Source organism: Pantoea sp. PNA 14-12, assembly GCF_004364735.1.
Classification (GTDB): Bacteria; Pseudomonadota; Gammaproteobacteria; order Enterobacterales; family Enterobacteriaceae; genus Pantoea; species Pantoea stewartii.
In genome coordinates, this window is record NZ_SOAJ01000002.1 from 459,800 (window position 1) to 480,737 (window position 20,938).

21 protein-coding genes are annotated in these 20,938 nt (G+C 54.3%); 2 read left to right on the forward strand and 19 right to left on the reverse strand.

The window, feature by feature from the left end:
- Position 1 precedes the first annotated feature (1 nt).
- From C7434_RS09690 to C7434_RS09735, 10 genes are all read right to left on the reverse strand, one after another.
- The gene (locus C7434_RS09690; RefSeq protein ID WP_133745404.1) at positions 2–1,714 is read right to left on the reverse strand and encodes an OmpA family protein; all 1,713 of its coding nucleotides are present in this window, start codon (positions 1,712–1,714) and stop codon (positions 2–4) included.
- Positions 1,711–2,400, reverse strand: coding sequence for a type VI secretion system protein TssL, short form (tssL, locus tag C7434_RS09695; protein ID WP_133745405.1), 690 nt, complete (start codon positions 2,398–2,400; stop codon positions 1,711–1,713). The genes C7434_RS09690 and tssL overlap by 4 nt, the downstream gene beginning before the upstream one ends.
- Positions 2,397–3,737 (reverse strand): type VI secretion system baseplate subunit TssK, encoded by a 1,341-nt coding sequence (gene tssK, locus C7434_RS09700; RefSeq protein WP_133745406.1) that lies wholly within the window; start codon positions 3,735–3,737, stop codon positions 2,397–2,399. The genes tssL and tssK overlap by 4 nt, the downstream gene beginning before the upstream one ends.
- A gap of 17 nt (positions 3,738–3,754) precedes the next feature.
- Entirely contained in the window at positions 3,755–5,299 is a 1,545-nt protein-coding gene (tssC, locus tag C7434_RS09705) for a type VI secretion system contractile sheath large subunit (RefSeq protein ID WP_039339797.1), read from the reverse strand.
- A 43-nt stretch (positions 5,300–5,342) separates the two neighbouring features.
- Entirely contained in the window at positions 5,343–5,843 is a 501-nt protein-coding gene (gene tssB, locus C7434_RS09710) for a type VI secretion system contractile sheath small subunit (protein WP_054633396.1), read from the reverse strand.
- Positions 5,844–6,839: 996 nt separating this feature from the next.
- Complete coding sequence (gene ugpQ, locus C7434_RS09715; protein WP_054687363.1) at positions 6,840–7,541, reverse strand: glycerophosphodiester phosphodiesterase; 702 nt, start codon at positions 7,539–7,541, stop codon at positions 6,840–6,842.
- A 19-nt stretch (positions 7,542–7,560) separates the two neighbouring features.
- Positions 7,561–8,667, reverse strand: a complete 1,107-nt coding sequence (locus tag C7434_RS09720) for an ABC transporter ATP-binding protein (RefSeq protein ID WP_054687361.1) — start codon at positions 8,665–8,667, stop codon at positions 7,561–7,563.
- Between the two features lie 5 nt (positions 8,668–8,672).
- On the reverse strand, positions 8,673–9,737 hold the full coding sequence (locus C7434_RS09725) for a carbohydrate ABC transporter permease (RefSeq protein ID WP_039339807.1): 1,065 nt from the start codon (positions 9,735–9,737) through the stop codon (positions 8,673–8,675).
- On the reverse strand, positions 9,737–10,648 hold the full coding sequence (locus tag C7434_RS09730) for a sugar ABC transporter permease (RefSeq protein ID WP_133745407.1): 912 nt from the start codon (positions 10,646–10,648) through the stop codon (positions 9,737–9,739). Before C7434_RS09730 ends, C7434_RS09725 begins: the two co-directional genes overlap by 1 nt.
- Before the next feature lie 45 nt (positions 10,649–10,693).
- A complete protein-coding gene (locus C7434_RS09735; RefSeq protein WP_006120344.1) occupies positions 10,694–12,070 on the reverse strand; it encodes an extracellular solute-binding protein in 1,377 nt (458 codons plus the stop codon).
- A gap of 93 nt (positions 12,071–12,163) precedes the next feature.
- On the opposite strand from C7434_RS09735, the gene C7434_RS09740 reads away from it, so the two are divergent.
- A complete protein-coding gene (locus C7434_RS09740; protein WP_133745408.1) occupies positions 12,164–13,321 on the forward strand; it encodes an ROK family transcriptional regulator in 1,158 nt (385 codons plus the stop codon).
- Positions 13,322–13,492: 171 nt separating this feature from the next.
- Here the strand turns inward: C7434_RS09740 and C7434_RS09745 are convergent, their stop codons facing one another.
- The 4 genes from C7434_RS09745 to C7434_RS09760 form a co-directional block, all read right to left on the reverse strand.
- Positions 13,493–14,023 (reverse strand): RES family NAD+ phosphorylase, encoded by a 531-nt coding sequence (locus C7434_RS09745; RefSeq protein WP_058701251.1) that lies wholly within the window; start codon positions 14,021–14,023, stop codon positions 13,493–13,495.
- Positions 14,024–14,322: 299 nt separating this feature from the next.
- On the reverse strand, positions 14,323–14,460 hold the full coding sequence (locus tag C7434_RS22030) for a hypothetical protein (protein ID WP_185199127.1): 138 nt from the start codon (positions 14,458–14,460) through the stop codon (positions 14,323–14,325).
- 96 nt (positions 14,461–14,556) lie between these two features.
- Positions 14,557–14,886 carry an STN domain-containing protein gene (locus tag C7434_RS09755; protein WP_039339814.1) on the reverse strand — a complete coding sequence of 110 codons (330 nt, stop codon included), beginning with the start codon at positions 14,884–14,886 and terminating at the stop codon, positions 14,557–14,559.
- 332 nt (positions 14,887–15,218) lie between these two features.
- The gene (locus tag C7434_RS09760) at positions 15,219–15,458 is read right to left on the reverse strand and encodes a hypothetical protein (protein ID WP_006120349.1); all 240 of its coding nucleotides are present in this window, start codon (positions 15,456–15,458) and stop codon (positions 15,219–15,221) included.
- A 266-nt stretch (positions 15,459–15,724) separates the two neighbouring features.
- Between C7434_RS09760 and C7434_RS09765 the strand changes: the two genes are divergently transcribed.
- Positions 15,725–16,945 carry an OFA family MFS transporter gene (locus C7434_RS09765; protein WP_006120351.1) on the forward strand — a complete coding sequence of 407 codons (1,221 nt, stop codon included), beginning with the start codon at positions 15,725–15,727 and terminating at the stop codon, positions 16,943–16,945.
- A gap of 33 nt (positions 16,946–16,978) precedes the next feature.
- On the opposite strand, the gene C7434_RS09770 is transcribed toward C7434_RS09765, so the two are convergent.
- The 5 genes from C7434_RS09770 to C7434_RS09790 all read right to left on the reverse strand — a co-directional run bounded on the left by C7434_RS09770 (position 16,979) and on the right by C7434_RS09790 (position 20,903).
- On the reverse strand, positions 16,979–17,854 hold the full coding sequence (locus tag C7434_RS09770) for an SMP-30/gluconolactonase/LRE family protein (protein ID WP_039339825.1): 876 nt from the start codon (positions 17,852–17,854) through the stop codon (positions 16,979–16,981).
- Between the two features lie 458 nt (positions 17,855–18,312).
- Positions 18,313–18,594, reverse strand: a complete 282-nt coding sequence (locus C7434_RS09775; RefSeq protein ID WP_006120355.1) for a hypothetical protein — start codon at positions 18,592–18,594, stop codon at positions 18,313–18,315.
- A gap of 244 nt (positions 18,595–18,838) precedes the next feature.
- On the reverse strand, positions 18,839–19,648 hold the full coding sequence (locus tag C7434_RS09780; RefSeq protein WP_033740770.1) for a hypothetical protein: 810 nt from the start codon (positions 19,646–19,648) through the stop codon (positions 18,839–18,841).
- A gap of 9 nt (positions 19,649–19,657) precedes the next feature.
- Complete coding sequence (locus C7434_RS09785) at positions 19,658–20,110, reverse strand: universal stress protein (protein WP_006120358.1); 453 nt, start codon at positions 20,108–20,110, stop codon at positions 19,658–19,660.
- A gap of 7 nt (positions 20,111–20,117) precedes the next feature.
- Positions 20,118–20,903 carry an IclR family transcriptional regulator gene (locus C7434_RS09790; protein WP_006120359.1) on the reverse strand — a complete coding sequence of 262 codons (786 nt, stop codon included), beginning with the start codon at positions 20,901–20,903 and terminating at the stop codon, positions 20,118–20,120.
- Between the last annotated feature and the right edge of the window lie 35 nt (positions 20,904–20,938).

The window sequence follows — 20,938 nt, forward strand, 5'->3', positions numbered from 1 at the left end:
ATTACTCTCCATTGTGTAGTGATGCGTCATCATCCTGAGATGACGCCTGGGTGTGGTCCGGTATCTGACAGGCCTCTGCCTGCGGTACCAGACTGATTTCGACACGACGGTTAAGCGCCCGGCCCTCCGGCGTGTCATTGGTCGCGATCGGACGGCTTGCGCCATAGCCCTGCACCGCAAAACAGCTTTCCGGCACGTCGCCCGTATCACGCATCCAGCCGCGTACCGCTTCGGCACGTTTCAGGGACAGCGTCTGGTTCAGTTGGGGATTACCGGTGTTGTCTGTATGGCCGGCGATGACAATCAGCCAACCCGGCTTCGCCTTGATGTCTACCAGTGAATGGACCAGCATTCTGGTGGAGCCGGTTTTCAGATCCGATCTGCCCGAGTCGAACAGCGACATACTGTTGAGGCGCACAATTTTCGGTACCGGTATGGCTTGTGGCTGTGGTTCGGACGGTGGCGGCGGAGACATATATGAGCGAATTGCATCCAGCACAGGCATTCGCAGACGCTCGCCCCGATACAGACCGAGACTTATACGGAGTGGCACGCCATTGCGCGCCCAATTGTCCAGCTCTGCCGCATCGTCACGCAGAACGGCAACAGCATCGGCTTTTGGTGCGAAGTCGTGCATCGGGATTTGGTCATAGCGAGCTATATCAAAGCTCACGCGTTGCAGAAGCTGGCGATTGTTCCAGCCACTGCTGAGCAGCGACGCTATCGCCGCCAGCGTGAAAATCCCGAGCGCACAACGCCACGCACGACCTCGCGGCGTCAGGCCTTTCCCTTCTGGCAGTAGCGGCAGGATAAAATCTGGCAAAGATGAAAGCACCGTACTGTCGGTTCCTGCTGGCTGCCAGCCCGCCACCTGCTGCATCGCGGTGTGACGGCAAAGCCACGCCGTCCAGGCCGACGTGGCCAGGCTTCCGACCAGAACAGGTCCCATTCCCCACAGCACCGCGGTAGGTGCAATGACAGGCACATCGGGATTCTCATCCATAAAGACAGACTGGACGTGCTGATGGAACCAGTTCATCAGGCTGTTCATCACCACCTGTTGCTGCATCGCAGACGTTCCGCCGCTGGTGACCCATGCCGTGACTGAGCAGGGTGCTGAAGACTGACGCCAGACGCTCACCCCTTCACCCGGAATGGCCGCCTGCCAGATTGGGTTACTCACTACCGCGCTGCCGATCTGTCCCTTCAAAATCAGTGGCACTGAATGACCGGTAGTTTTACGCAGTTGGCTAATTTGCCAGCGCAGGACCAGCAGGCGACGGTGCAAAGCGTCGTTGTCCGCATGTTTCTGCGGACAGACACTGACCATCACCGACAGTTGACGTCCCCAGTCAGGACGCAACCTCAGTACCTCACGGGCCACCAGCTCCAGATCCTGACGATCCGCTACGCGAATCCAGCATCCCTGGCTGACAGTGAGCACTGGTGACGGATGTGGCCAGCTCAACGGCAGGTCGCCCCAGACCAGCACCACGGGCTGACAATAAGTGGCTTCCGGGAGATCATCCAGATGCAGGGTGACACCAGGCGCAGTACGACGACTGACGACATACCAGGTCGCCATGATAAGCCCCAGCAGCACCAGCAGAACGAACACAGATATCCATCTGGTTACAGGCAGGAAATACAGGCAGACCACTGCGCTCAGCAGAGCGGTCCACAGCACAAGCCCACGCTGTTGTGCAGGACTCATTTCACCGCTCCCGGCAACAGGGTATGCAGCGTCTGATCCAGCCAGTGATCCAGTCCCCACCAAAGTGCAGCCACTACGACCACACTCAGGCCAATACGTACAGGCCATGAGGCCAGCCAGCCGCCCATTCGCCGACCGCGATGACTTTCTGCAAGCACTGGGTGGTTTTGTGGGTAGCTGAAGGGCGTGACGTCATCACTGAGTGCGCAGACAAGCTTCTGGCGCTCCGGGTCATTCAGTGAACGATAACTGCCCAGGAATCCCAGCATCATGACTCGCTGGAAGCAGGTCACAACAGCCTGGTCAGGAGCGGGCTCACGAAGCACATCGCGCATCCGGTCACACAGCGTGTCGCCAGCATCCATGGTGCCAAGAAAATGCCCTTGCAGGGGAATGTCATACCACTGCACGCAGGCATCATCTTCTACCCCGCGGCCTTTCACCGCCTCATCAAGCAAGGCGCACTGGGCGGTGAGGATATGCTGACAACTGACCTCACTCAGTTCGCTGTCTTTTAGCTCGCGCTGCACACGCTCGACATCAGCAATGCAGTGTTCCCACAGCCTGCGTCCTTCTCCGTCCTGGAAAACCGGGCCGTAGCGCAGACTGATAACCTGCAGCCAGGTGTTTTGCAGAAGCGCATCAATATCAATGGTCGCGGTGTTGCCGCGTTTACGCTCAGTCATGTCCTCAGCACCGCAAAGAGTTCAAGTTCAGGCTCGCCGAGCATCCCCGGCACGTAAAACATACAGATGCCGCTCTGGAGCATGTCGATGGCCAGAGGGTGAGAAACATCCAGGCTGAAATACTGGTTTTCCAGGCGCAGTGGAATGGCTGCCGGTACATGACGCAGCGGCACCAGAGGAACGCCCACGCGCGATGAATTGACGATACTTCTGACATGATCGGGACTGCCGACCTTGCACTGACGCGGAACCTGCTCCTGCAACCGTGCCGCTGACAGAGGTGAGCGCACAGAGAGATAGTAGTCAGCCCCTTCGCGCAGACGAGGATCATGAAGACGAGCCTGCCAGAAGTGGAGTCGCGCATCATGCTCAAGCTCAATCGCCACCACCCGCGACGGCAGACTGGCTTCCAGCAGGTCGCCCAGTAAGTCAAACAACGGCGGGAAGACGTTGTTCAACTGCTCGTGCTGCCAGGCGGGTATTGCACTTACCTGATGCTCAAGCGAGAAGGTCAGCAGACTGCCCGCGAGCCGTGCCAGCTCGGGATACAGGCGCTCAGGCGGGCTTTGTGGGTGGCGCTGAAACTGTCCGAGCACTGGCTCGGCGCTGTTCAGGGCATTCAGCAGCCAAAAAAGAGACACATCGGCCACGGCAAAATCGGCCATCCGCTCATTGCTTTCACGACGCATGGCCATCAGACGGCTCAGCCTGGCCCGCAACTGCGTCATCAGTTGCTCCAGTTGGGTCAGCAGCCAGCGGCTACCCTGCAGGGTCAAAAGTGGTGGAATAAACGTCTCATCAGGTTGCCACATCCCCTGTGAATCCTGCTGCAGGCGGACAACCGGACAGGTCAGGTAATCGCTGTTGTTCTGGTGAGCAAACCGCAGCGTCAGTTCGGGTTGCATCACCGCAATCTGGCGGATATCGTCTCCGAACGTGTTGCGGACATCACGCCAGTGCTGGCGATATCGCACCGGACGTTCAGCCACTTCGTCGGGTTTCAGACAGTTGCCGCCATTCGCCCGCAGTAACGGAAGCGCCAGAAGTACCACTACTTCATGCGAAACATGTTCAAGCGACAGCACGGGTGGCAGCGCATCTGCATTGTCTGTATCGATCAGCGTCCCGTCCTGAAAACGAATATGGAGATGACGGGCCTGCAGGCGGCCCAGCTTCAGCATTTCCTGTTCGAAAGCGGCATGTATCACGCCCCAGGGCTGTGATAATCCCATCCGGGCGATAGCTTCTGCAGACCAGGCCGCATACGCGACCTGCTGCTGGAAGTGCTGGGGAGAGATCATGATGCCCCTGCCCCACAACGGTTGTTCCGTTTTCATCGGCTTCCTGCCTTACGTTACGACTTGGCCTTCGGCATCTGGGAAACCAGTGACAGGTTGACGTCCATCCCTTCGACCTGGAAGTGCGGCACGGCATACAGCTTCACGCGGAAGAAGCCCGGATTGTCCTCAATATCTTCCACCACCACTTTCGCGTCGCGCAGCGGGTGAGAAGCCTGCAGCTCGTCGCCGGGATCGGTCATCTCCGTGACCAGACTGCGCACCCAGGTGTTCAGCTCAAGTTCCAGCAGACGACGATCTTTGGTGGTCCCGATATTTTCACGCTGGATCAGCTTCAGGTAGTGAGCGATCCGCGACAGCAGGAAGATGTACGGCAGACGGGCATTGATACGGCTGTTGGCGGTTGCATCCGCGGTGTCGTACAGTGCCGGTTTCTGGGTGGAGTTCGCGCTGAAGAAACAGGAGTAATCTCTGTTTTTATAGTAACTCAGAGGAATAAAGCCCAGGTTCGCAAACTCAAATTCGCGGGTTTCCGGGATCATCACCTCTGACGGGATCTTCACCTGGTTGCCGGTGCCCAGATCGTACAGATGGATAGGCAGGTCCTGAACAGCACCACCGGCCTGCGGGCCACGAATCTGCACGCACCAACCGTTGTTGATAAAGCTGCGTACCATATTGGCGGCAAACGCAAATGAGGCGTTGGTCCACAGGTATTTGTTGTGATCCGGGCCTTTCACCTCTTCCACATAGTTGAAGCTGCGTACCGGCGTGGTATCCGGACCATACGGCAGGCGGCCCAGTACACGCGGCATCACCAGACCGATATAGCGCGAATCATCCGTTTCGCGGAAAGATTTCCACTTGATGTACTCCGCACGATCAAAGTAGTTGCCGATATCCCTGATAGCCGCCACGTCCTCCATTGACTCTTTGAGGAAGAATTTCGGGCCGGCAGAGCCGATAAACGGCATATGCGCCGCTGCAGAAACTTTTGAAATATTGCGCAACAGGGCAACATCCTGCGCAGAAGCATCAAATTCATAGGCGGAAATCAGCGCGGCAATCGGTTCGCCACCCGGCGTGTCATATTCATCAATGTAGGTGTGTTTATACAGGCCGCTCTGGATAATTTCCGGGCTGTCTTCGAAGTCCTGACGCAGATCTTCTTTAGCCATATCCAGCAGTTCGACTTTCACGTTCTGACGGAAGTCGGTTTTGTCGACAAGGGATTTCACGCCGCGCCACAGGCTTTCTACCGCCTGAAAGTCCTCATGGTGCATAACGGCATCAAGCTGGCGACTAATCTGGTGGTCCAGCTCCGCGATATGATGATCAATCAGGTTTCTGTCGAGTTTCTCCACTTTTGAGCCCGATTTTGTCAGGCATTCCAGAAACACCTGCATCCCGGCCGTCAGACGCTCATCGGCTGTCGCATCCGACATCGCCTGTGCATCCTGCCAGATGTCCAGTGCACTCAACTCGGACACCGGGTTCAGATTGATTTTTTCAAACAGTGACGCATAAACCCCGGCAGCAGGACGCTCCAGCACCACACTCTCGCCACCTGCGGCATTTTCATTTTTTACAGACATCAGCATCTTCCTTATTAATCCGTTATTAATCCGTTAAAGCACCGTGAGCCTATGGCTGTTTCGGGGCCAGCGCAGACAACTCAGACCGGAGTTCGGCGCTTAATGCCGGATCGAGCAGGATTTTTTCCAGCTCTTTTCGGAATGCCTGGTTGTCCAGCAGGTTGGCCTTTAAATCACGAAGTAAATTGCGCATGGAAAGCATGGCTTTGAGCTGAGGTATTTGTCGGGAGACCTGCTCCGGCGAGAAATCCTTCATGCTCTGAAAGGTCAGACGGATATTTTCTTCGCTACCGTCACCAGCAAGCGTGTTTTTAACGGTAAGACTGACTTTCGGGGAATATTCGGAAAGCACAGCGTCGAAATTATTTTTGTTCAGATTAACTTTTTTTCGCTCAGATAACGGTGCTGTCTCCTGCCCATGGCTGAAATCGCCCGCAACCAGCAATTTCAGAGGGAGCTCGGTTTTCTTGCTCGCGCCGCCGGTATGCAGATCAAGTTTCAGATTAATACGTGCTTTGGGTATTTCGGACTGAAAGGAAGAATTAGACATAGCTGTCCCTGTTCTATGAAGTTATAGAAGCGGTCACTGCCAGCGAGAAATTAAAAAAAAAGCAAACCCTTTATTAGCACTATCCCGGTTCCCGTCATCTGACAGGAATCAAAACCCCGGGATGTAAAGCGGGCGCATTCCATTCACCAGCACGTCGACACGGTATTTTTCAGGTACTTTTCAGAAATAAAAAAACGTCCAGAAAGTACCTGGAGACGGAGTTTATGAACGTTTCATGCATGACAGGAAATAAAAATATGTAACTAAAGGTTACAGAGATATTCTTTAACAATATTTTATCATATTTATGATTTATATGATTTTTATTTAAAAACCCCTTCAGAGCTTATGGAATAAGGATGTTCAGTAAGTGATCAATGTATTTCAGAGCATGACATGTGCAAAATCCCACCAGTCACATGAGAACGTTAATTTTTCATTGTTAAAAAAATAACTTTCAGGAAGCGAGTGTGAAAAGGGGGAATAGGACGAGACCGTCATGTCAGCATAATTTCTTTTATTGACGTAAATCAATTCTGGTTATTTTCGCTTAAAAAAAACTGAAATCAATGTATGTCACCTGTCTGTATAAACGTATTTCAGACATCGGAGAGAGGAAGGATTATCGTTATCTGCGTGCTTGTCACCTGTCACCGCATCTGACCGCGAGTTATGCGATGCCATCACTTACGTCAGCCAGAATAAATCCGGCCGGTGCACTCGCCTGCAGCGATCGCAGACGATAAAGTCAGCTAGTGTCACGATGTTGTTTGTGTTGGGAACGAGAGGTTTACAATTAAACGGAAGGGAACGGTGCAGGGCATATTTACGCGATCAAAACGCGTCGATATAACATCATTGTCAGGCGCCCTCCAGGGCCGGGGCCTGCCAGATAATGTCGAAGGGCAGTACCGCAGCTGCCCTTCTCTGTTTACCCGTCATACCCGTAAACACGGGTAGCGACGCAGAACCTTATCGTTCAGTCGTTCTGTAAACCTATCGCCGTGTGTGGCTAAAGAGATCCGGGCGATTGAGGTTAATATAATCGACGCCCGCCGCCGCAATTTCCTGATGAATCGCTATATCGTCATCACCGTAATAAACCATAATCTCAAGCCCGGTCTTACGGCTTGTTTCAAGAATACCGGGATGACGCATCTGCTCTACGTTTACCTCAATGATCGATGCATGATGCACGGTGGCAACGAGAGAGGGAGACATCGCGATATTGAGGGTCATCATTTTGCGAAAGTCCGGCGCAACGGCCTGAAGGCCAGCGCGCATCGTTTCGGAAAACGAAAAGAAAAACGTATCACGGACCATACCGAGATCGCGTACCAGTGCAGCCACTTTGACCGGATCGCAGTATTTCAGCTCAATATAAACGCCCGCGCGGCCGCGCAGATGTTCGAGATAGGCATCAAGTCGCGGCACCCTGGCGTCTTTAAAACGCTCATCGAACCAGCTTCCCGCATCCAGTGCATCAATATCGCGCGACAGAGCATGCCCAACAGGGCCCGTCCCGTTCGTGGTGCGATCCAGCGTCTCGTCATGGATAACGTAGAGCACACCATCGGCGCTCTCCCGTACATCCAGCTCAATGTAATCAGCCCCCTGTTCAAGCGCCAGATCGGCGGCAAAGAAGGTGTTCTCTGGCGCAAAATGGTTGGCGCCACGGTGTGATACGATTCGGGTCATGGAAATCTTGTCCTGTAAGCTAGCCAGCGTGAACCTGTCTGCTGGGGTGGCCGGTTACGGCGAGGTTGGCATGAAGATCGACGATGCGTTTACCGACAGCATTGAAGATCAGAGTCAGTTCGGGTTGGCACGCTACTCCTACCCGGGAACCAGGCGCATGACGCACCGCTTCACCATATTCCAGCGCGCGAAGCGTGCCGGCCGGCGTGTCAATCGTGTAGAAAACTTCACGCCCCATCGGCTCAACGGTCATGATCTCCCCACACAAGGGAGCCTCGTCAGCGGCAATAAGGTTGATATCTTCCGGACGCAGACCAAAACAAACGGGGCCGTCGTATTCGTGGTTCAGTTCGAGTGTCGTTTGCCCCAGGTGCAGAAGCCCACCGACGGCCTGTCCTTCCACAAGATTCATCGGCGGCGAGCCGATAAACCCTGCAACAAAGCGATCGGCCGGACGTCTGTACAGGTCATCAGGTGTCCCAATCTGCACTATCTCGCCATGATTCATACAGATGATCCGATCGGCCATGGTAATGGCTTCCAGCTGGTCATGGGTGACGATCAAGGTGGTGAAGCCGAGACGTTTCTGGAGATTCTTGAGTTCCGTCCGCATGGTGATACGGAGCGTCGCGTCGAGGTTAGAAAGCGGTTCGTCGAGTAACAGAATATTCGGTTCCTTGACCAGTGCCCGCGCCAGCGCCACGCGCTGTTGCTGCCCCCCTGAAAGCTGCGACGGGCGTCGATCAAGCAGTGCGCTTATTTGCACCAGATTAGCCGCCTCTTCCACGCGCCTGGCAATGTGCTCCTTACCTGTTTTTTTAAAACGTAACGGAAAAGCGATGTTTTCGCGTACCGTCAGGTTCGGGTAAAGCGCATAAGACTGGAAGACGATACCGACGTTGCGATCGCGGGCATCGATGCGATTGACGTTGTGCCCGTCAAACGCGATCTCACCGCTGGTCGGCGCATAAAGCCCTGCCAGCAGAAACAGCGTTGTCGATTTACCGCATCCTGAGGGGCCGAGAATGGCGACGAATTCGCCGTTCTCAATGGTAAGATTCATCGGTTTCAGGACCTGAGTCTCGCCCCAGTTTTTGCTGACATTGTTAAGAGTGATCGAGGCCATGACAATTATCCCTTGATACCGCCAAAACTCATTTGAGTGATGTATTTCTGCGTAAAGGTGTAGAGAACGAGCACAGGGAGTAAATAAATGATGCCCACAGCGGCGATCATGCCGTAATCCGCACCCGTATTATCCTGTGCGACAAAGAACAGGTAGAGGCTCATCGTCATCTGGCTTTTGTCGATAAGTAACGTCTGAACAAAAACGTACTCCTCCCAACCACGTAAAAAGGTGAAGGTGGCAATCGCAATCAGTCCGCTACGCACCTGGGGCAATACCACCATACGAAAAGCCTGAAAACGGGTCGCACCGTCGGTCACCGCGCTCATTTCAATATCCCAGGGCACTGCGTCGAAAAAGCCCTTCAGGACGAAGATCGCATAAGGCAGCTCCAGCGCACTCATCACCATCACCACACCGAAAAGATGGTTGAGCAGGCCCATATAGTGAAGCTGGATAAAGATGGCAATGGTGAGCGCCAGCGCGGGGAAAGCATGTAACAGCAGCAAGCCGCGCAGAAAATTTTGCCGCCCGGCAAAGGCAAAGCGCGATAACGCGTAGGCGGCTGGGGTAGCGACGATCGTGACAATCAGCGTTTGTGAAACGCCAAAGATCAGCGAGCTTCCAAGTGCCGTCCAGGCCGATGGCATCAGGTCCACGCGCGTGGTGCCCGTATTCGCGATGTCGCGCATCCAGAGAAAACGGTAGTTGTGCAACGTCATGTGTGGCATCAGAAAAATCATCACAAGCAGCAGCACAACGATCCCCAGCGCAGCCCAGGACAATACCGGTCTGCGTAAACGCTCTGCCAGGAAAGCAAGCGCGATCGCTCCGATATACGCGACGCCCGCAATTGCGCTGGTGCGCCACAGAACAAGCCGGCTGACGGACGCATCAGACGTGGTCAGCGATTTGGCCAGAAGCCAGAGGTAAGGCAGCAGAATCGGCACTGACATCACCGTCAGGAAGAGAATGAGCGCAGAAAGGAAGCCGACACGGTTGATTGTGCCTCTGCGTTCAAGACGCGCCCATTTCGATTTGGCCACTGCCGGGTTTGGGACGAGTGACATCACAATACCTCGATTTTCGGCGCGGCAAACGTCGCGCGCATATTACTGACCCGCCATTGCATTAAGGTCACGCCTACGCCGATCACCATCAGGCCAAGCGCCAGCGCCGCGCCATAGGCGTAAGCCCCATTTTCAAAGGCGCGACGGTAGATATAGAGCGCATAAGGCGTCGAATCGTAGACGGGACCGCCACCGGTGATGAGCAGAATGTACTCGTAGGTCGTCAGCAAGGAGAGCCCCTGATAGATGGTGATAAACCGAATGGGCTGAGACAGTGCGGGGGCCACTACATAGCGCAGCACGCCCCATTCGCTCGCCCCATCCACTCGCGCCGCATTGGCAAGATGTGCAGGGATGGAACGAATGGATGAAGTCAGAATGACCATGGCAAACGATGCCCCGACCAGGCCATTTGCCACAATGATGAGAAACAAGGGGAAATCATTACGCAGATTCATGAGCGGCAGACCGAAGGATCCGGTTACCTGATTGAGCAAACCAGACGGCGTAGGATCGGCAACCCATATCCACAGAATACTGTAGAGGACGGCCGGCGACATGCGTGGCAAAAGCCAGAGACCGCGAAAAAGATTACCCAGCCTGTAGGGAATGGCCGTCGTTGTTATCGCCAACAGGACACCCAGCCCGACGTTAAAAATAAACAGCGTCGCCGTGACATAAATCAGCGTCGTCAGCAGCACCGCAGGCATGCGCGCATCGCGTAAGACAATCCGCTCGACGTTTTGCAGCGTGAAGTGACCGACCCGCAGATCAGCGCCCATATCGGTAAAGGCGATGACGGTATTGACGATAATGGGCGCCAGGAAAAAGACGGCCAACAGCGCGATAGCAGGCGCGAGATAGAACACAGGTCGGGCCGGCCGGTGCGCCCGAGGCTGAAACTGAGACATGACCACATCTCCCTGGAGAGTAAGCGACGCTTTACAGGCTAAGCACTATTTTTTGGCGACAGACGACCGGATTTCTATATCGTCGCCAAACTGCAGTTCGAGCTCTTCGGCGATAAAATCAACGGCCTGTTTTGCCGTCATTTTTCCTGTTTCAACCGCCTGGAGACCGCTGAACAACACCTTGTTATAGCTGCCAAACTGGATATGATTGGGCACGAACTTCGCGTGTACCATCATGGGCGAAGCGGCTGACAGCACCCAGTTATCGCGGTATTTCGGCATCGCCGTTTGCGCGTTGCTGATGGCCGTGTGATAGGACGTCACAGCATGTTCGTTGTTGAAATAAGGCAACGTCGCCAGTGCCACCAGTTCGGCAGCAATGTCAGCATTTTTGCTTTTGGCGTTCACCGTATAGAGAAGCGGATGCGACAGGTTTGAGGGCTGACCGCCCTTTTTGGCCGCAGGCGCCGGGATCCAGCCTATCTTATGAAAATACCCTTCTTTGTCTGTCGGCCAGACCGCGCCATTTTTGTCGCCCAGTTGCCAGGCAACCGCCCAGACGCCCTGGTGAAAGATAAAGGCCTTCTCCTGCTTGAACGCGTTCTGAATGGCATCCCAGCTCATCGCCGTGTTATCGACCGGCGTCACTCCCTGCTTCGCATTGCGCTCATACCAGCCAAGCGCATCCGCCATTTCTGCTTTAGGGAAGATGAGCTTGCCGGTCTTGTCATCCATAAATTTCACGCCGTAAGACTGAAAAACCATCAGATAATCAATACCGACATTCGGCCGGTGCAACATGCCGTACTGGGCCGCTTTACCGTCCACGACCTCTTTGGCAAGGGCCGTCAGATCGTCCAGTGTAAAATCACCGGACTCCACCCTGGCCGGTATGGCGTTGATAAAGGCTTCATCCTTGCCGATTTTTCTCAACATATCTTTGTTGTAAAAAAACATGCGTATTTCAGCATCCTGCGGTATGCCATAGATCTTTCCATCGTTTGCCTTTGCCGACGCCCACAGGACGGGCAGGATGTCGCCATAGACCCACGGTGCCGCCGCGATCTTATCGTTCATTTGCATGGCATAGCCGTCCTTCGCAAACTGACCAATCCATTCATGGGGCAGCACATAAATATCCGGCCCTTGTCCGACGGACATCGCCTTCAGCATATCCATGGCGAAGTCGTCCCAGCCTTTGACAGCACTGCTATTGGCCTGAATCACAATATGTTTGTCGACGCCCGCAGCCTTAAATTGCTTGTTCATGATGTCGGCTGCATCTTCAATGTTGGTAATGCGGTTCGGTGCGCTGCGCTCGGCGAGCGTGGCGAGTTTGATCGTTATCTCTTCTGCGTGAGTCATGCCAACACACAACGCGGACATCACGAGGGTGGCGAGGACTGTGAGTTTTTTTGACATGGTGTTTATTCCCGTTGTGCCTATTATTTAAGTAAGTTAATTTATTTAAATGACAGGTTCATGACCATGTGAAAACGACAGGGAGAAGGTGCGTTGACTTCATCAAAACATTGGGAAGGAATCGGTACGACGCAGTCGGCCGTACTACGTTATCTGCGTCGCAACGACGCCGCATCACGTGCTGAGATCGCCGATTGTTGCGGGGTGACAGCGGCGGCCGTCAGCATGATGACCCGCGATCTCATCAAGCGAGGTATCATCATCGAAGGAGCCCGGCGTTCATCTGGCCGGGGCGCGCCCCACATTGATCTGATGCTTAATTCCTCCATCGGCTATGCCGTTGGGATTCATGCCAGCCGCTTCTCTGTTACGCTGATGCTGCTTGATTTCAAAGGGAAACGGGTCGACGAAATTGAACTGACCGGCCACTATGATACCTTTGCCCGCGCCCGCTCAGAGATACAGAAGGGCCACAAAACGTTGCTTGAGAGAAACCACATACCGGGTCATTTACTGATTGGCGCAGGCATTGCCATGCCGACGCGCTTCCAGCGCGGTCAGGCTCCGCTCCATCTGGCTCCCGAAGTGCTTTCCTGGGATGAACCCGGGCTGTTCGAAGCCATTCAGCAGGCGCTGGGCTGTCCGGTGTTAATCGAAAATGATGCCAATGCTGCCGCCATGGGCGAAATGACGCTGGGTAATGCGGCTAATCATGACGATTTTATCTATCTCTATCTGTCAGAGGGCGTCGGCAGTGGCCTTATCCTGGGCAAACAACGTTATCGCGGTCATCTGGGCAATGCGGGCGAAATTGGGCTGCTGCTGCCACTCGACAGGCCCCGCCCCTCTTTTACTGACCTTGCGGCGTGGTGTAAGCATCGCCTTGGCCAGATACCTGAAGGCCGCGCTGAGGCTGTCTGGCACCATTTTCTTAGCGAAAACACAGCGGTTCTCGACGAATGGATCGCACGTACTGGCCCGGAGATCGCCCGGCTGGGCTTTATGCTGAATGCGGTCCTCGCGCCAGCGGCGATCTATCTGGGTGGGACACTTCCGCAGATGGTGCGTGAACGGCTTGCGGCCTGGCTCGACTTTTCCACTCTGGATACGTTAAACGGCACACCTGTCGTGCAGCCTGAAATCTGTCTGCCGGACGTCGCGGCCACGGATACGGTCGCATTCGGAGCCGCCGCCATGGTCCTGCATAATGTTGCTCAGCAGGATAATGGGCATCGCGACGGGGTCAACTGACCGCTCAGCGGCGGTGACGGAATGAAGGAAACCGACGCGGCAAACATCGGCGACGGTTCTCTGAGTTGGCCTGCGGATAAACAGGTCTCTGTGAAATGAGAGCCAGTCCGCAGCGAGCGTCGGTTTATTTGCGACCGCAGCGTGGGACAGGTTTGGTTTAATTTGCCCGCACTATAATCCCCACTTGGGGCCAGCCGGTGAAAGCGTGATCGGGATGGGCTTGCCGCTTACCGCCACGCGTGGTGCAGAAGGCGTGTTCCACTGAAAAAGACAGATATGCCAGCCGCCGGGAATAAGACGCGAACGGTCAATAATCCCATCCGCGCCTGTTGCTCTGGCTTTATCTGCGTTGTGCCATGAATCCGGGATTCGCCCCTGCTGCAGCGCCATTCGCCAACTGCCATCAGCGGCTTCTGGCAGGATTCCCAGTTGCTCACATTTTGCCTTATCGCGCTGATCTACCAACCAGGCCCCTGACAGGCGTAGTGGAATCAGGACGCGTGAAAAGCCATCCTCACGCATATAGCCCGATACCGCCATGATGGACCATTCCGGCAGCGGACTCATATACAAGGCCGGTTGCCCGTGGCGATGATAACGCCCCGCACTTTGCGGGCCGGGTGCGGCGAGCACCGCCTGCGCCTTCGCAGTTAACACAGCGCGATAAAAAAGGCCGCCCACGGGCAATAGTGCGTGATGCATGTTTGTCTTTTCTCCCGCAACAACCCCATCCCTGCGATTGCTGAACGCGCCAGTTAATCGCTTAGTGCGTAGCCACGAACCAGCCCGACCTGTCGGCGCATGTCTGCCTTGCCTGCGCACAAGCCGGTGATACACAGGCGCGGGGCCAGCCGATTATCAGATTCGTTCCATCTGCCCGGACGACACGGTGTGATGCCGTTTAGGATGCGACTTTGGATGCGCTGGATTACATTGCTCATGTGTGCCGGGCAGATAAAATCTGCCGTCCTGAGAGGGCGCAGTACCGCCGGGACAACCATTCATGCCGCGCTGACCATTGTGGCCAGGCAACCCAGCACCGCCAGGTTGATTGTCCATACTTCCGCCGTTACCGCCCGCACCGCCGTTACCGCCTGTGCCTCCCATACCACCCGCTCCGCCATTTCCACCTTCCCCACCGTTGCCCCCTGGCGCGGCATAGCAGACTGATGCGGTTAACAACAAAATAAGCAAAGCAGCGCCTCTGCGCATGGTGTGACCTCCGTGATTCGCGATTATTTTTCGACAGTAATGACATCCGGCGTTTGCGCCACAATCTTCAACGGCGTGCCTTTTATAGCCTGCCCGAGCGCTTCACGAAGCGTCATGGTGCCCTCTACAGGATTCACCTGAACAGCCCCAGTGCGCGACAAATCCGTCTGGATAAAACACCCGGTACCGTGCGCCAACTGTTGCGCCGTTTCGTCAAAACGCGACAAATGAAGATTGTAGGTCGCTTCCGCATCACATTTACCCGCAGGGATGTGACCAGAAGATGACTGGCTGCACGACGTACACGTCAGCGCCAGCAGCAAGCAGGCTGAGTTGAAGAATGTGAAATGCATAACGCCTCCGGGCACAGGAAAACTTGTGTCTTTGTCCCATAGTCAACTGTTTCTGTCAGCGTGCAGAGTATGTCTGAGTGTGATCGCAGGCGAGGAGGTGGGAAATGTGCGGCTCGCTATCGTGCCGCTTCGCACTGGCGGTAATGACCTCTCTTAGCAGAGAAAGCGAGAGCAGCGAGGCACAGAGAAAGTCACGTTTTACGGTGTCGTGCTCACCGGGCGCGACGGAACGCGTCTTCGCCGTCCCTGGCGCTACCATGATTTTACGGTGATGTGTCCTGTGTAAACAAAACGGAACCGTAGCGGGCATGGCGCCCTTTCCTGTCTGGGCGTCATGCCCGTTTTTGCTGCGCATTGACAAGATGCTGGGGTTGATTGATCGCTTTGCGCGCAATCCAGTAGAGCAGAACCCGCTCGTCGTCACTGTCGCGGTCCGCCATTGACAATAATTTCAGTGCCAGGGTAGATTTCGTGACAGGCTGCTGTTCTGCGCTCAGTTCGATCACTGCCTGACCGATAATGCAGCAAACTTCATCCTCACTGGTGATGGATTCATATGTCCGGTCTTTCATATTTCCTCCTGTTGAATGGACTTTAAGCCTGGCAAAAAAATGCTAAGCCTGCCGGGAAAAGAGGTTGGCCGTAATATTCCCTTACTGCTGTTTACCTGCCTTCATTAACTTGACTCACCTCGTTACACTTACCCCACGCGGCCATTCATTCCGCCCTGACAGCATTTCATTCCGCGTTGCATTCCGTTCATGCGCTTTCCGCCCTCGCGCGTAGGGGTTTTGGTTATTCTGACGCCAGTATTCAGTTTCCCCCTGGGAGTAACATAATGAACGCGACTCAACAGACTGCCCACCAGCGTACACGCTGGCTCACACTTATCGGTACGGTGATAACTCAGTTAGCGCTGGGGTCCGTTTATACCTGGAGCTTATTCAATGGTCAGCTCGCGCAAAAACTGGATGCGCCCGTAAGCCAGATCGCATTTTCATTTGGTTTACTGAGCCTGGGGCTGGCCATCTCTTCTTCACTGGCTGGCAAGCTGCAGGAGCGTTTTGGCGTCCGTAAGGTCACTATCGGCGCAGGTATATTGATGGCGCTGGGATTAGGGCTGACCGCCCATGCAGATAATCTGATCATGCTGTACCTGAGCGCGGGCGTGTTGTTAGGTCTGGCCGATGGCGCAGGGTATCTGATGACGCTATCCAACTGTGTGAAATGGTTTCCTGAACGTAAAGGCATGATATCGGCCTGCGCCATTGGCGCTTACGGTCTGGGAAGTCTGGGATTTAAATTCATTTGCGGGGCACTGTTGGCAAGATTTGGGCTTGAACAGACCTTTGTGCTCTGGGGCCTGCTGGCAATGGCGATGATTATTGCTGGCGGACTGATGATGCGCGATGCGCCGCTGCAATCTGCGTCAGCTACCCAGGCAGAAGCGACGCGTCAGTATACGTTGGCCGAATCGGTGCGTCTGCCACAGTACTGGATGCTGGCGTTGATGTTTCTGACTGCCTGTATGAGCGGGCTGTATGTGATTGGCGTTGCAAAAGACATCGGGGAAGGTTTGGTTCACCTCAGCACCCAGACCGCCGCTAACGCCGTCACGGTCATCGCGGTAGCAAACCTGAGTGGTCGGTTAGTACTGGGCGTGCTGTCCGATAAAATGGTGCGTATTCGCGTGATCTCACTGGCCCAACTGGTTTCACTGATCGGTATGAGCCTGATGCTGTTTACACAGATGAATCAAACCACGTTTTTCCTGTCCCTGGCCTGCATTGCGTTTAGCTTCGGCGGCACCATTACCGTCTTCCCTTCGCTGGTCAGTGACTTTTTCGGCTTAAATAATCTGACCAAAAATTATGGCCTGATTTATCTCGGCTTTGGCATTGGCAGCGTAATGGGTTCGCTGGTGGCTTCACTGTTTGGCGGCTTTACGGTCACTTTCAGCCTCATTATGACCCTGCTGGTTATATCACTGGTGCTGTCACTGACAATCCGCCTGCCGCAGAGCCAGCCAGCCCATGAACCGCTGTTGCAGCGTCAGTAACGTTACAGGGCCAGATAAGCCTGGCCCTCATCATCAGCCGCGAAAACGCGGCTCTTCCATACCGGCCACGTCGACATCCACCGCAAAAATATCGCCCGACTGCGGATAGCGGGCGAGATCCTCTTCGCTGAGGTTTTCGCGTGAGCTGGTGATGAACAGCGTCTTGAGATCGCTGCCGCCAAACGTCACCATGGTGGGCCATTTCACCGGCAGTGTAATCTCATCGACGATTTCACCGTCGTGCGGATCAATACGCACGACGCGTCCGCCGTCAAACAGGGCTGACCAGTAATAGCCCTCACTGTCGACAGCCGCCCCATCGGGCAAGCCACCACGGGCATCAAACCGCCGGAAGATTTCACGCTGCCCCGGCTCGCCCTGAGCATCAAGCGGATAGCGATAGAGCACTTCATTCGGCGTATCGCTGTGATACATCCACTGACGGTCAGGAGAAAAGGCAACGCCATTGGAAATTTTGATGTCGCGTGCCTTCACCTCAAGCGTCAAATCAGGCGTTACGCGACAAAGCAAGCCGCCGTTTTTATCCTGTGGCTCCCATAAACTGCCGCACCAGAAATTACCCCAGGGATCCACACGGCCATCATTGAAGCGGCTTTTCCCGGCGATACCGGGATTATCCGCCACTTTTTTTTGCGGTTTCCCCTGCTCGTCCAGCAGCCAGACGCCGCTACGCAGTGCGGCAATGATACCGCCCTGTTCCCGCAGACCGATGCATCCGACTTCTTCTGCCTGGGGAAATGTGGAGAGCTCACCACTCGCCGGATCGAAACGATGGATGGCCGGTGCCAGAATATCCACACACCACAGCACCTGTTCCTGCACAGACCAGAGCGGACATTCTGCCAGCTCTGCCTGAAGCGGCAGAACGTTTTTTACCCTATGCGTCATGTTTGTCTCCCTTTAATTGTCCTGATATTACTGTAGCGCTAATTTCCATCTTCACACATGCACGTCAGCCTTGTTTTTAAGACAGGTCTCACGCATATTAATACCTATTCGGTCTATTCCGATTGGAATATGCGCTCACCCTCTTTTTCGCGTTCTTTTTTGAAATATCGCGACATATTTATCGAAATAACTCTACACAGGCTGCATTTTTGCTGCACTTTTTCGGCGTATTATCCTGAGTATTGAAAAAGAGGAGGTGCCGTATGCCAGACATCGTTACCGCCGCGCTGTTCCCTCAGTCGGTAGCCTTTATTTCTCCTGGACAGGAGGCGTTATCCGCAGACGTTCCAGCGCAGCAGAAAGGAGGCATAAAACAAAATGATATTCACTGAAGGGCAAAGATTTCACACAGCATAATATAAAAAGAAGGTGGGATATAATCCCACCTCATTTATTCATTAACTTTTCACTGCGTAATTACACTGATACCAGGTTTTCTTTAAACCTGGTATTGTGCTGTCCTGAACAGGGAGTGACTCTACTTTATCAAAACCTTTATTGCTGCAGTAATTCGCGATATCAATTTCCATTGCATCACGATTCACTTTCAGCGGGTCGAAACGATATTGTACGGTATTTGAACTGGGATCTTCATCAACACGTTCAAACGCCCCGGGTTTACTGGCGGTACAACCGCTCAGAAAAATAAGTGCAAATGCACCCATGATTGCCATTTTCATTTTATTTCCTCACATTTTGACGCAGTGTAAGGCGCTGCAAAATGCGCATCTATAGGATTAGTACGCGAACAACTGCGTATTTACGAAGTTTTACCAATTGATTCAATACGGTTAAACAACTGGCAGGTTATGCCAATAAACTGCGACACTGATTCCAGTGAAAAGCCTCACGAACAACACCAGGAATTACTCTAAAAAAAGCCTCTCTCAGCATTTAGCCCGCCACTGGCGGGCTTTTTTCTTTTTAACCTTCGCCTGAAAGCGCAATCATTCTACGAAGCAGATTGGCGGCTTGCTTGTCCGGGAGTGCGAGGATGGCACTATAAAGATCGACAGACATGGCACACATGGAAGACCGATCAACGGCGGCATCGGCAGGCATATTCAGCTGTTGCAGCTTATTGCCCCACTTCAGGTAGAGATGGTCGACGATGGTTTTGAGATCGTGCTGCGCCTGCTTGCGGTCCAGCGGTTGTTCGTCCCCCAGACTGTTAAGCAGCAAATACTCGGTGGCATCGGCATCTTTTTGGTTCAGGCTGGCGGGCAGAGTTTCAACCAGATTGATGCCGCCCTTCACCTGCGGATAAAGGAACTGAAAACAGAGGCCCGGGTCAATTTTATTGAGCGTCTGCATTTCTTCCACCGAGACGCCAATATATTTCAATACGGCCGCGTCAGTACCCCGCATAAGGCGCTGATTGATCACATCCGTCAATAACCCGCGCAGTTCGCCCGTTGCCTGCAACATGGGTTCGCCTTCACGCAGTTTGCGCGCCAGATCGCGCGTCAGTATTTGCCACAGCGCGGGTTCCTGAGTGCGTAGCACCCGATACACCGTAGCTTGTGCCATATAATCTGCCGCGCGCTCGTAGCGTTTCTCCTGCTGCTGCTGAGGCTGGATCCAGCTGAACCATAAAACATTCGACAACAACAGCGGCAGGATAAAAAGAACCACGCCCTGCCACGCTTTAAGCCGGGTGGTTCTGACTAACATAACGATGATAATCGCCAGCAGCACAAAGGCGGCCAGCGTAAGAAAAAGCAGGAGAGTCATACTACGTTGTTAATCCTTACGCACATCGATCAGTACCGGGCAATGCGCGCGTTCAACCACAGCGGCACTCACAGATCCTTTTAATAACCGGTTAAAGGGCGATAAATGACGTCGCCCCATAATAATCATGCTGGCATTGAGCTGCTGGGACTGGGCCACGATTGTCTCCGCCGCTTCGCCGGCCAGAATCATACCTCGCGCCTTAATGCCGGCCTGGAGCAAGGGGGCCAGGGCATGACGCACCACCATTTCAGCGGTATTTTGCTCATCCTGCGCGGCCACAAAATCTGCCGGATCTTCACCGGCATCAATATCAATGGGCTGGCTACAGGATGAATAGGCGGGATCGATACAACACAGCACAATCACTTGTGCATCATGCGCCTGTGCTTCTTCGATCGTTAACGACACCACTTTCTTCGCGACCGGTGAATTATCGATAGCCATTAATACTGTTTTCATTGAGCACTCATCCTTCAACAGCGGCAATTTTGCCAATTTCACGAATCAGAGCCTGTTTGCACAGCAACATTTCTTCACGATAGCGTGATTCATGCTTCTTAAACCGCGCCGTGGGCACCAGTAAGGAGACCGCAAAGCGGCCAAACAGCGTATCGAGCGCAAAGGCCATGGTTGAAACGCCTTCAAGGGTTTCACCACGGTCGTAGGAAATGCTGGTTTCACGCACTTCCCGAAGCATCTCTAACAGTGCTGCCTGCGTCTTAACCGTCTTGTCCGTGAGTTCGCGCCAGGCATCTCCCACCAGCGTCCGGACGTCTTCATCGCTTTCCAGCGCCAGCAAGGCGCGGCCACCCGAGGTGCTGTAGAGCGGTAGCTCCAGTCCGATACGGGGAACCACCCGCAGCTCGCGCGACGCCACAACATAATGAATGACGGCAAGCTGCGCACCACTGGCGCGGGACAGGGAGACCGTTTCATTGGTATCCGCCGACAGTTTTTCCAGCAGCGGCTTGACCAAATCGACCACATCCGTGTTCACGCTGGCGAGCAGCTTCAGTAAAGCTGGCCCGAGACGCAATCCGCCCGCCCCGCTGCTTCGAACCAGTTCGGCGCTGTCCAGCGCGGCCACAATGCGCTGTACGGTAGAACGCGGCAGATCAACCGCATGCGCGATTTCGCCCAGACTCATGCCACCGGGATGCTCGCCCAGAGCATTAAGAATTTTAGCCGCGCGCGCAATAACCTGAATACCGCCCGTTTTTTCATCTTCGCGGCTGGATGATTGTTGAGTCATAGCGTCGTCCTTTTTGAGCTGGCTTACTGTAACCC

Coding starts and splice junctions, on each gene's coding strand:
- C7434_RS09690 (WP_133745404.1), bottom strand. CDS start 1,714: ATGAGTCCTGCACAACAGCGTGGGCTTGTGCTGTGGACCGCTCTGCTG.
- ugpQ (WP_054687363.1), bottom strand. CDS start 7,541: ATGACCCGAATCGTATCACACCGTGGCGCCAACCATTTTGCGCCAGAG.
- C7434_RS09785 (WP_006120358.1), bottom strand. CDS start 20,110: ATGAAAACAGTATTAATGGCTATCGATAATTCACCGGTCGCGAAGAAA.
- tssC (WP_039339797.1), bottom strand. CDS start 5,299: ATGCTGATGTCTGTAAAAAATGAAAATGCCGCAGGTGGCGAGAGTGTG.
- tssL (WP_133745405.1), bottom strand. CDS start 2,400: ATGACTGAGCGTAAACGCGGCAACACCGCGACCATTGATATTGATGCG.
- C7434_RS09780 (WP_033740770.1), bottom strand. CDS start 19,648: ATGACTCTCCTGCTTTTTCTTACGCTGGCCGCCTTTGTGCTGCTGGCG.
- C7434_RS09725 (WP_039339807.1), bottom strand. CDS start 9,737: ATGTCACTCGTCCCAAACCCGGCAGTGGCCAAATCGAAATGGGCGCGT.
- C7434_RS09755 (WP_039339814.1), bottom strand. CDS start 14,886: ATGCATTTCACATTCTTCAACTCAGCCTGCTTGCTGCTGGCGCTGACG.
- C7434_RS09720 (WP_054687361.1), bottom strand. CDS start 8,667: ATGGCCTCGATCACTCTTAACAATGTCAGCAAAAACTGGGGCGAGACT.
- C7434_RS09760 (WP_006120349.1), bottom strand. CDS start 15,458: ATGAAAGACCGGACATATGAATCCATCACCAGTGAGGATGAAGTTTGC.
- tssB (WP_054633396.1), bottom strand. CDS start 5,843: ATGTCTAATTCTTCCTTTCAGTCCGAAATACCCAAAGCACGTATTAAT.
- C7434_RS09745 (WP_058701251.1), bottom strand. CDS start 14,023: ATGCATCACGCACTATTGCCCGTGGGCGGCCTTTTTTATCGCGCTGTG.
- C7434_RS09765 (WP_006120351.1), top strand. CDS start 15,725: ATGAACGCGACTCAACAGACTGCCCACCAGCGTACACGCTGGCTCACA.
- tssK (WP_133745406.1), bottom strand. CDS start 3,737: ATGAAAACGGAACAACCGTTGTGGGGCAGGGGCATCATGATCTCTCCC.
- C7434_RS09770 (WP_039339825.1), bottom strand. CDS start 17,854: ATGACGCATAGGGTAAAAAACGTTCTGCCGCTTCAGGCAGAGCTGGCA.
- C7434_RS09730 (WP_133745407.1), bottom strand. CDS start 10,648: ATGTCTCAGTTTCAGCCTCGGGCGCACCGGCCGGCCCGACCTGTGTTC.
- C7434_RS09775 (WP_006120355.1), bottom strand. CDS start 18,594: ATGAAAATGGCAATCATGGGTGCATTTGCACTTATTTTTCTGAGCGGT.
- C7434_RS09735 (WP_006120344.1), bottom strand. CDS start 12,070: ATGTCAAAAAAACTCACAGTCCTCGCCACCCTCGTGATGTCCGCGTTG.
- C7434_RS09790 (WP_006120359.1), bottom strand. CDS start 20,903: ATGACTCAACAATCATCCAGCCGCGAAGATGAAAAAACGGGCGGTATT.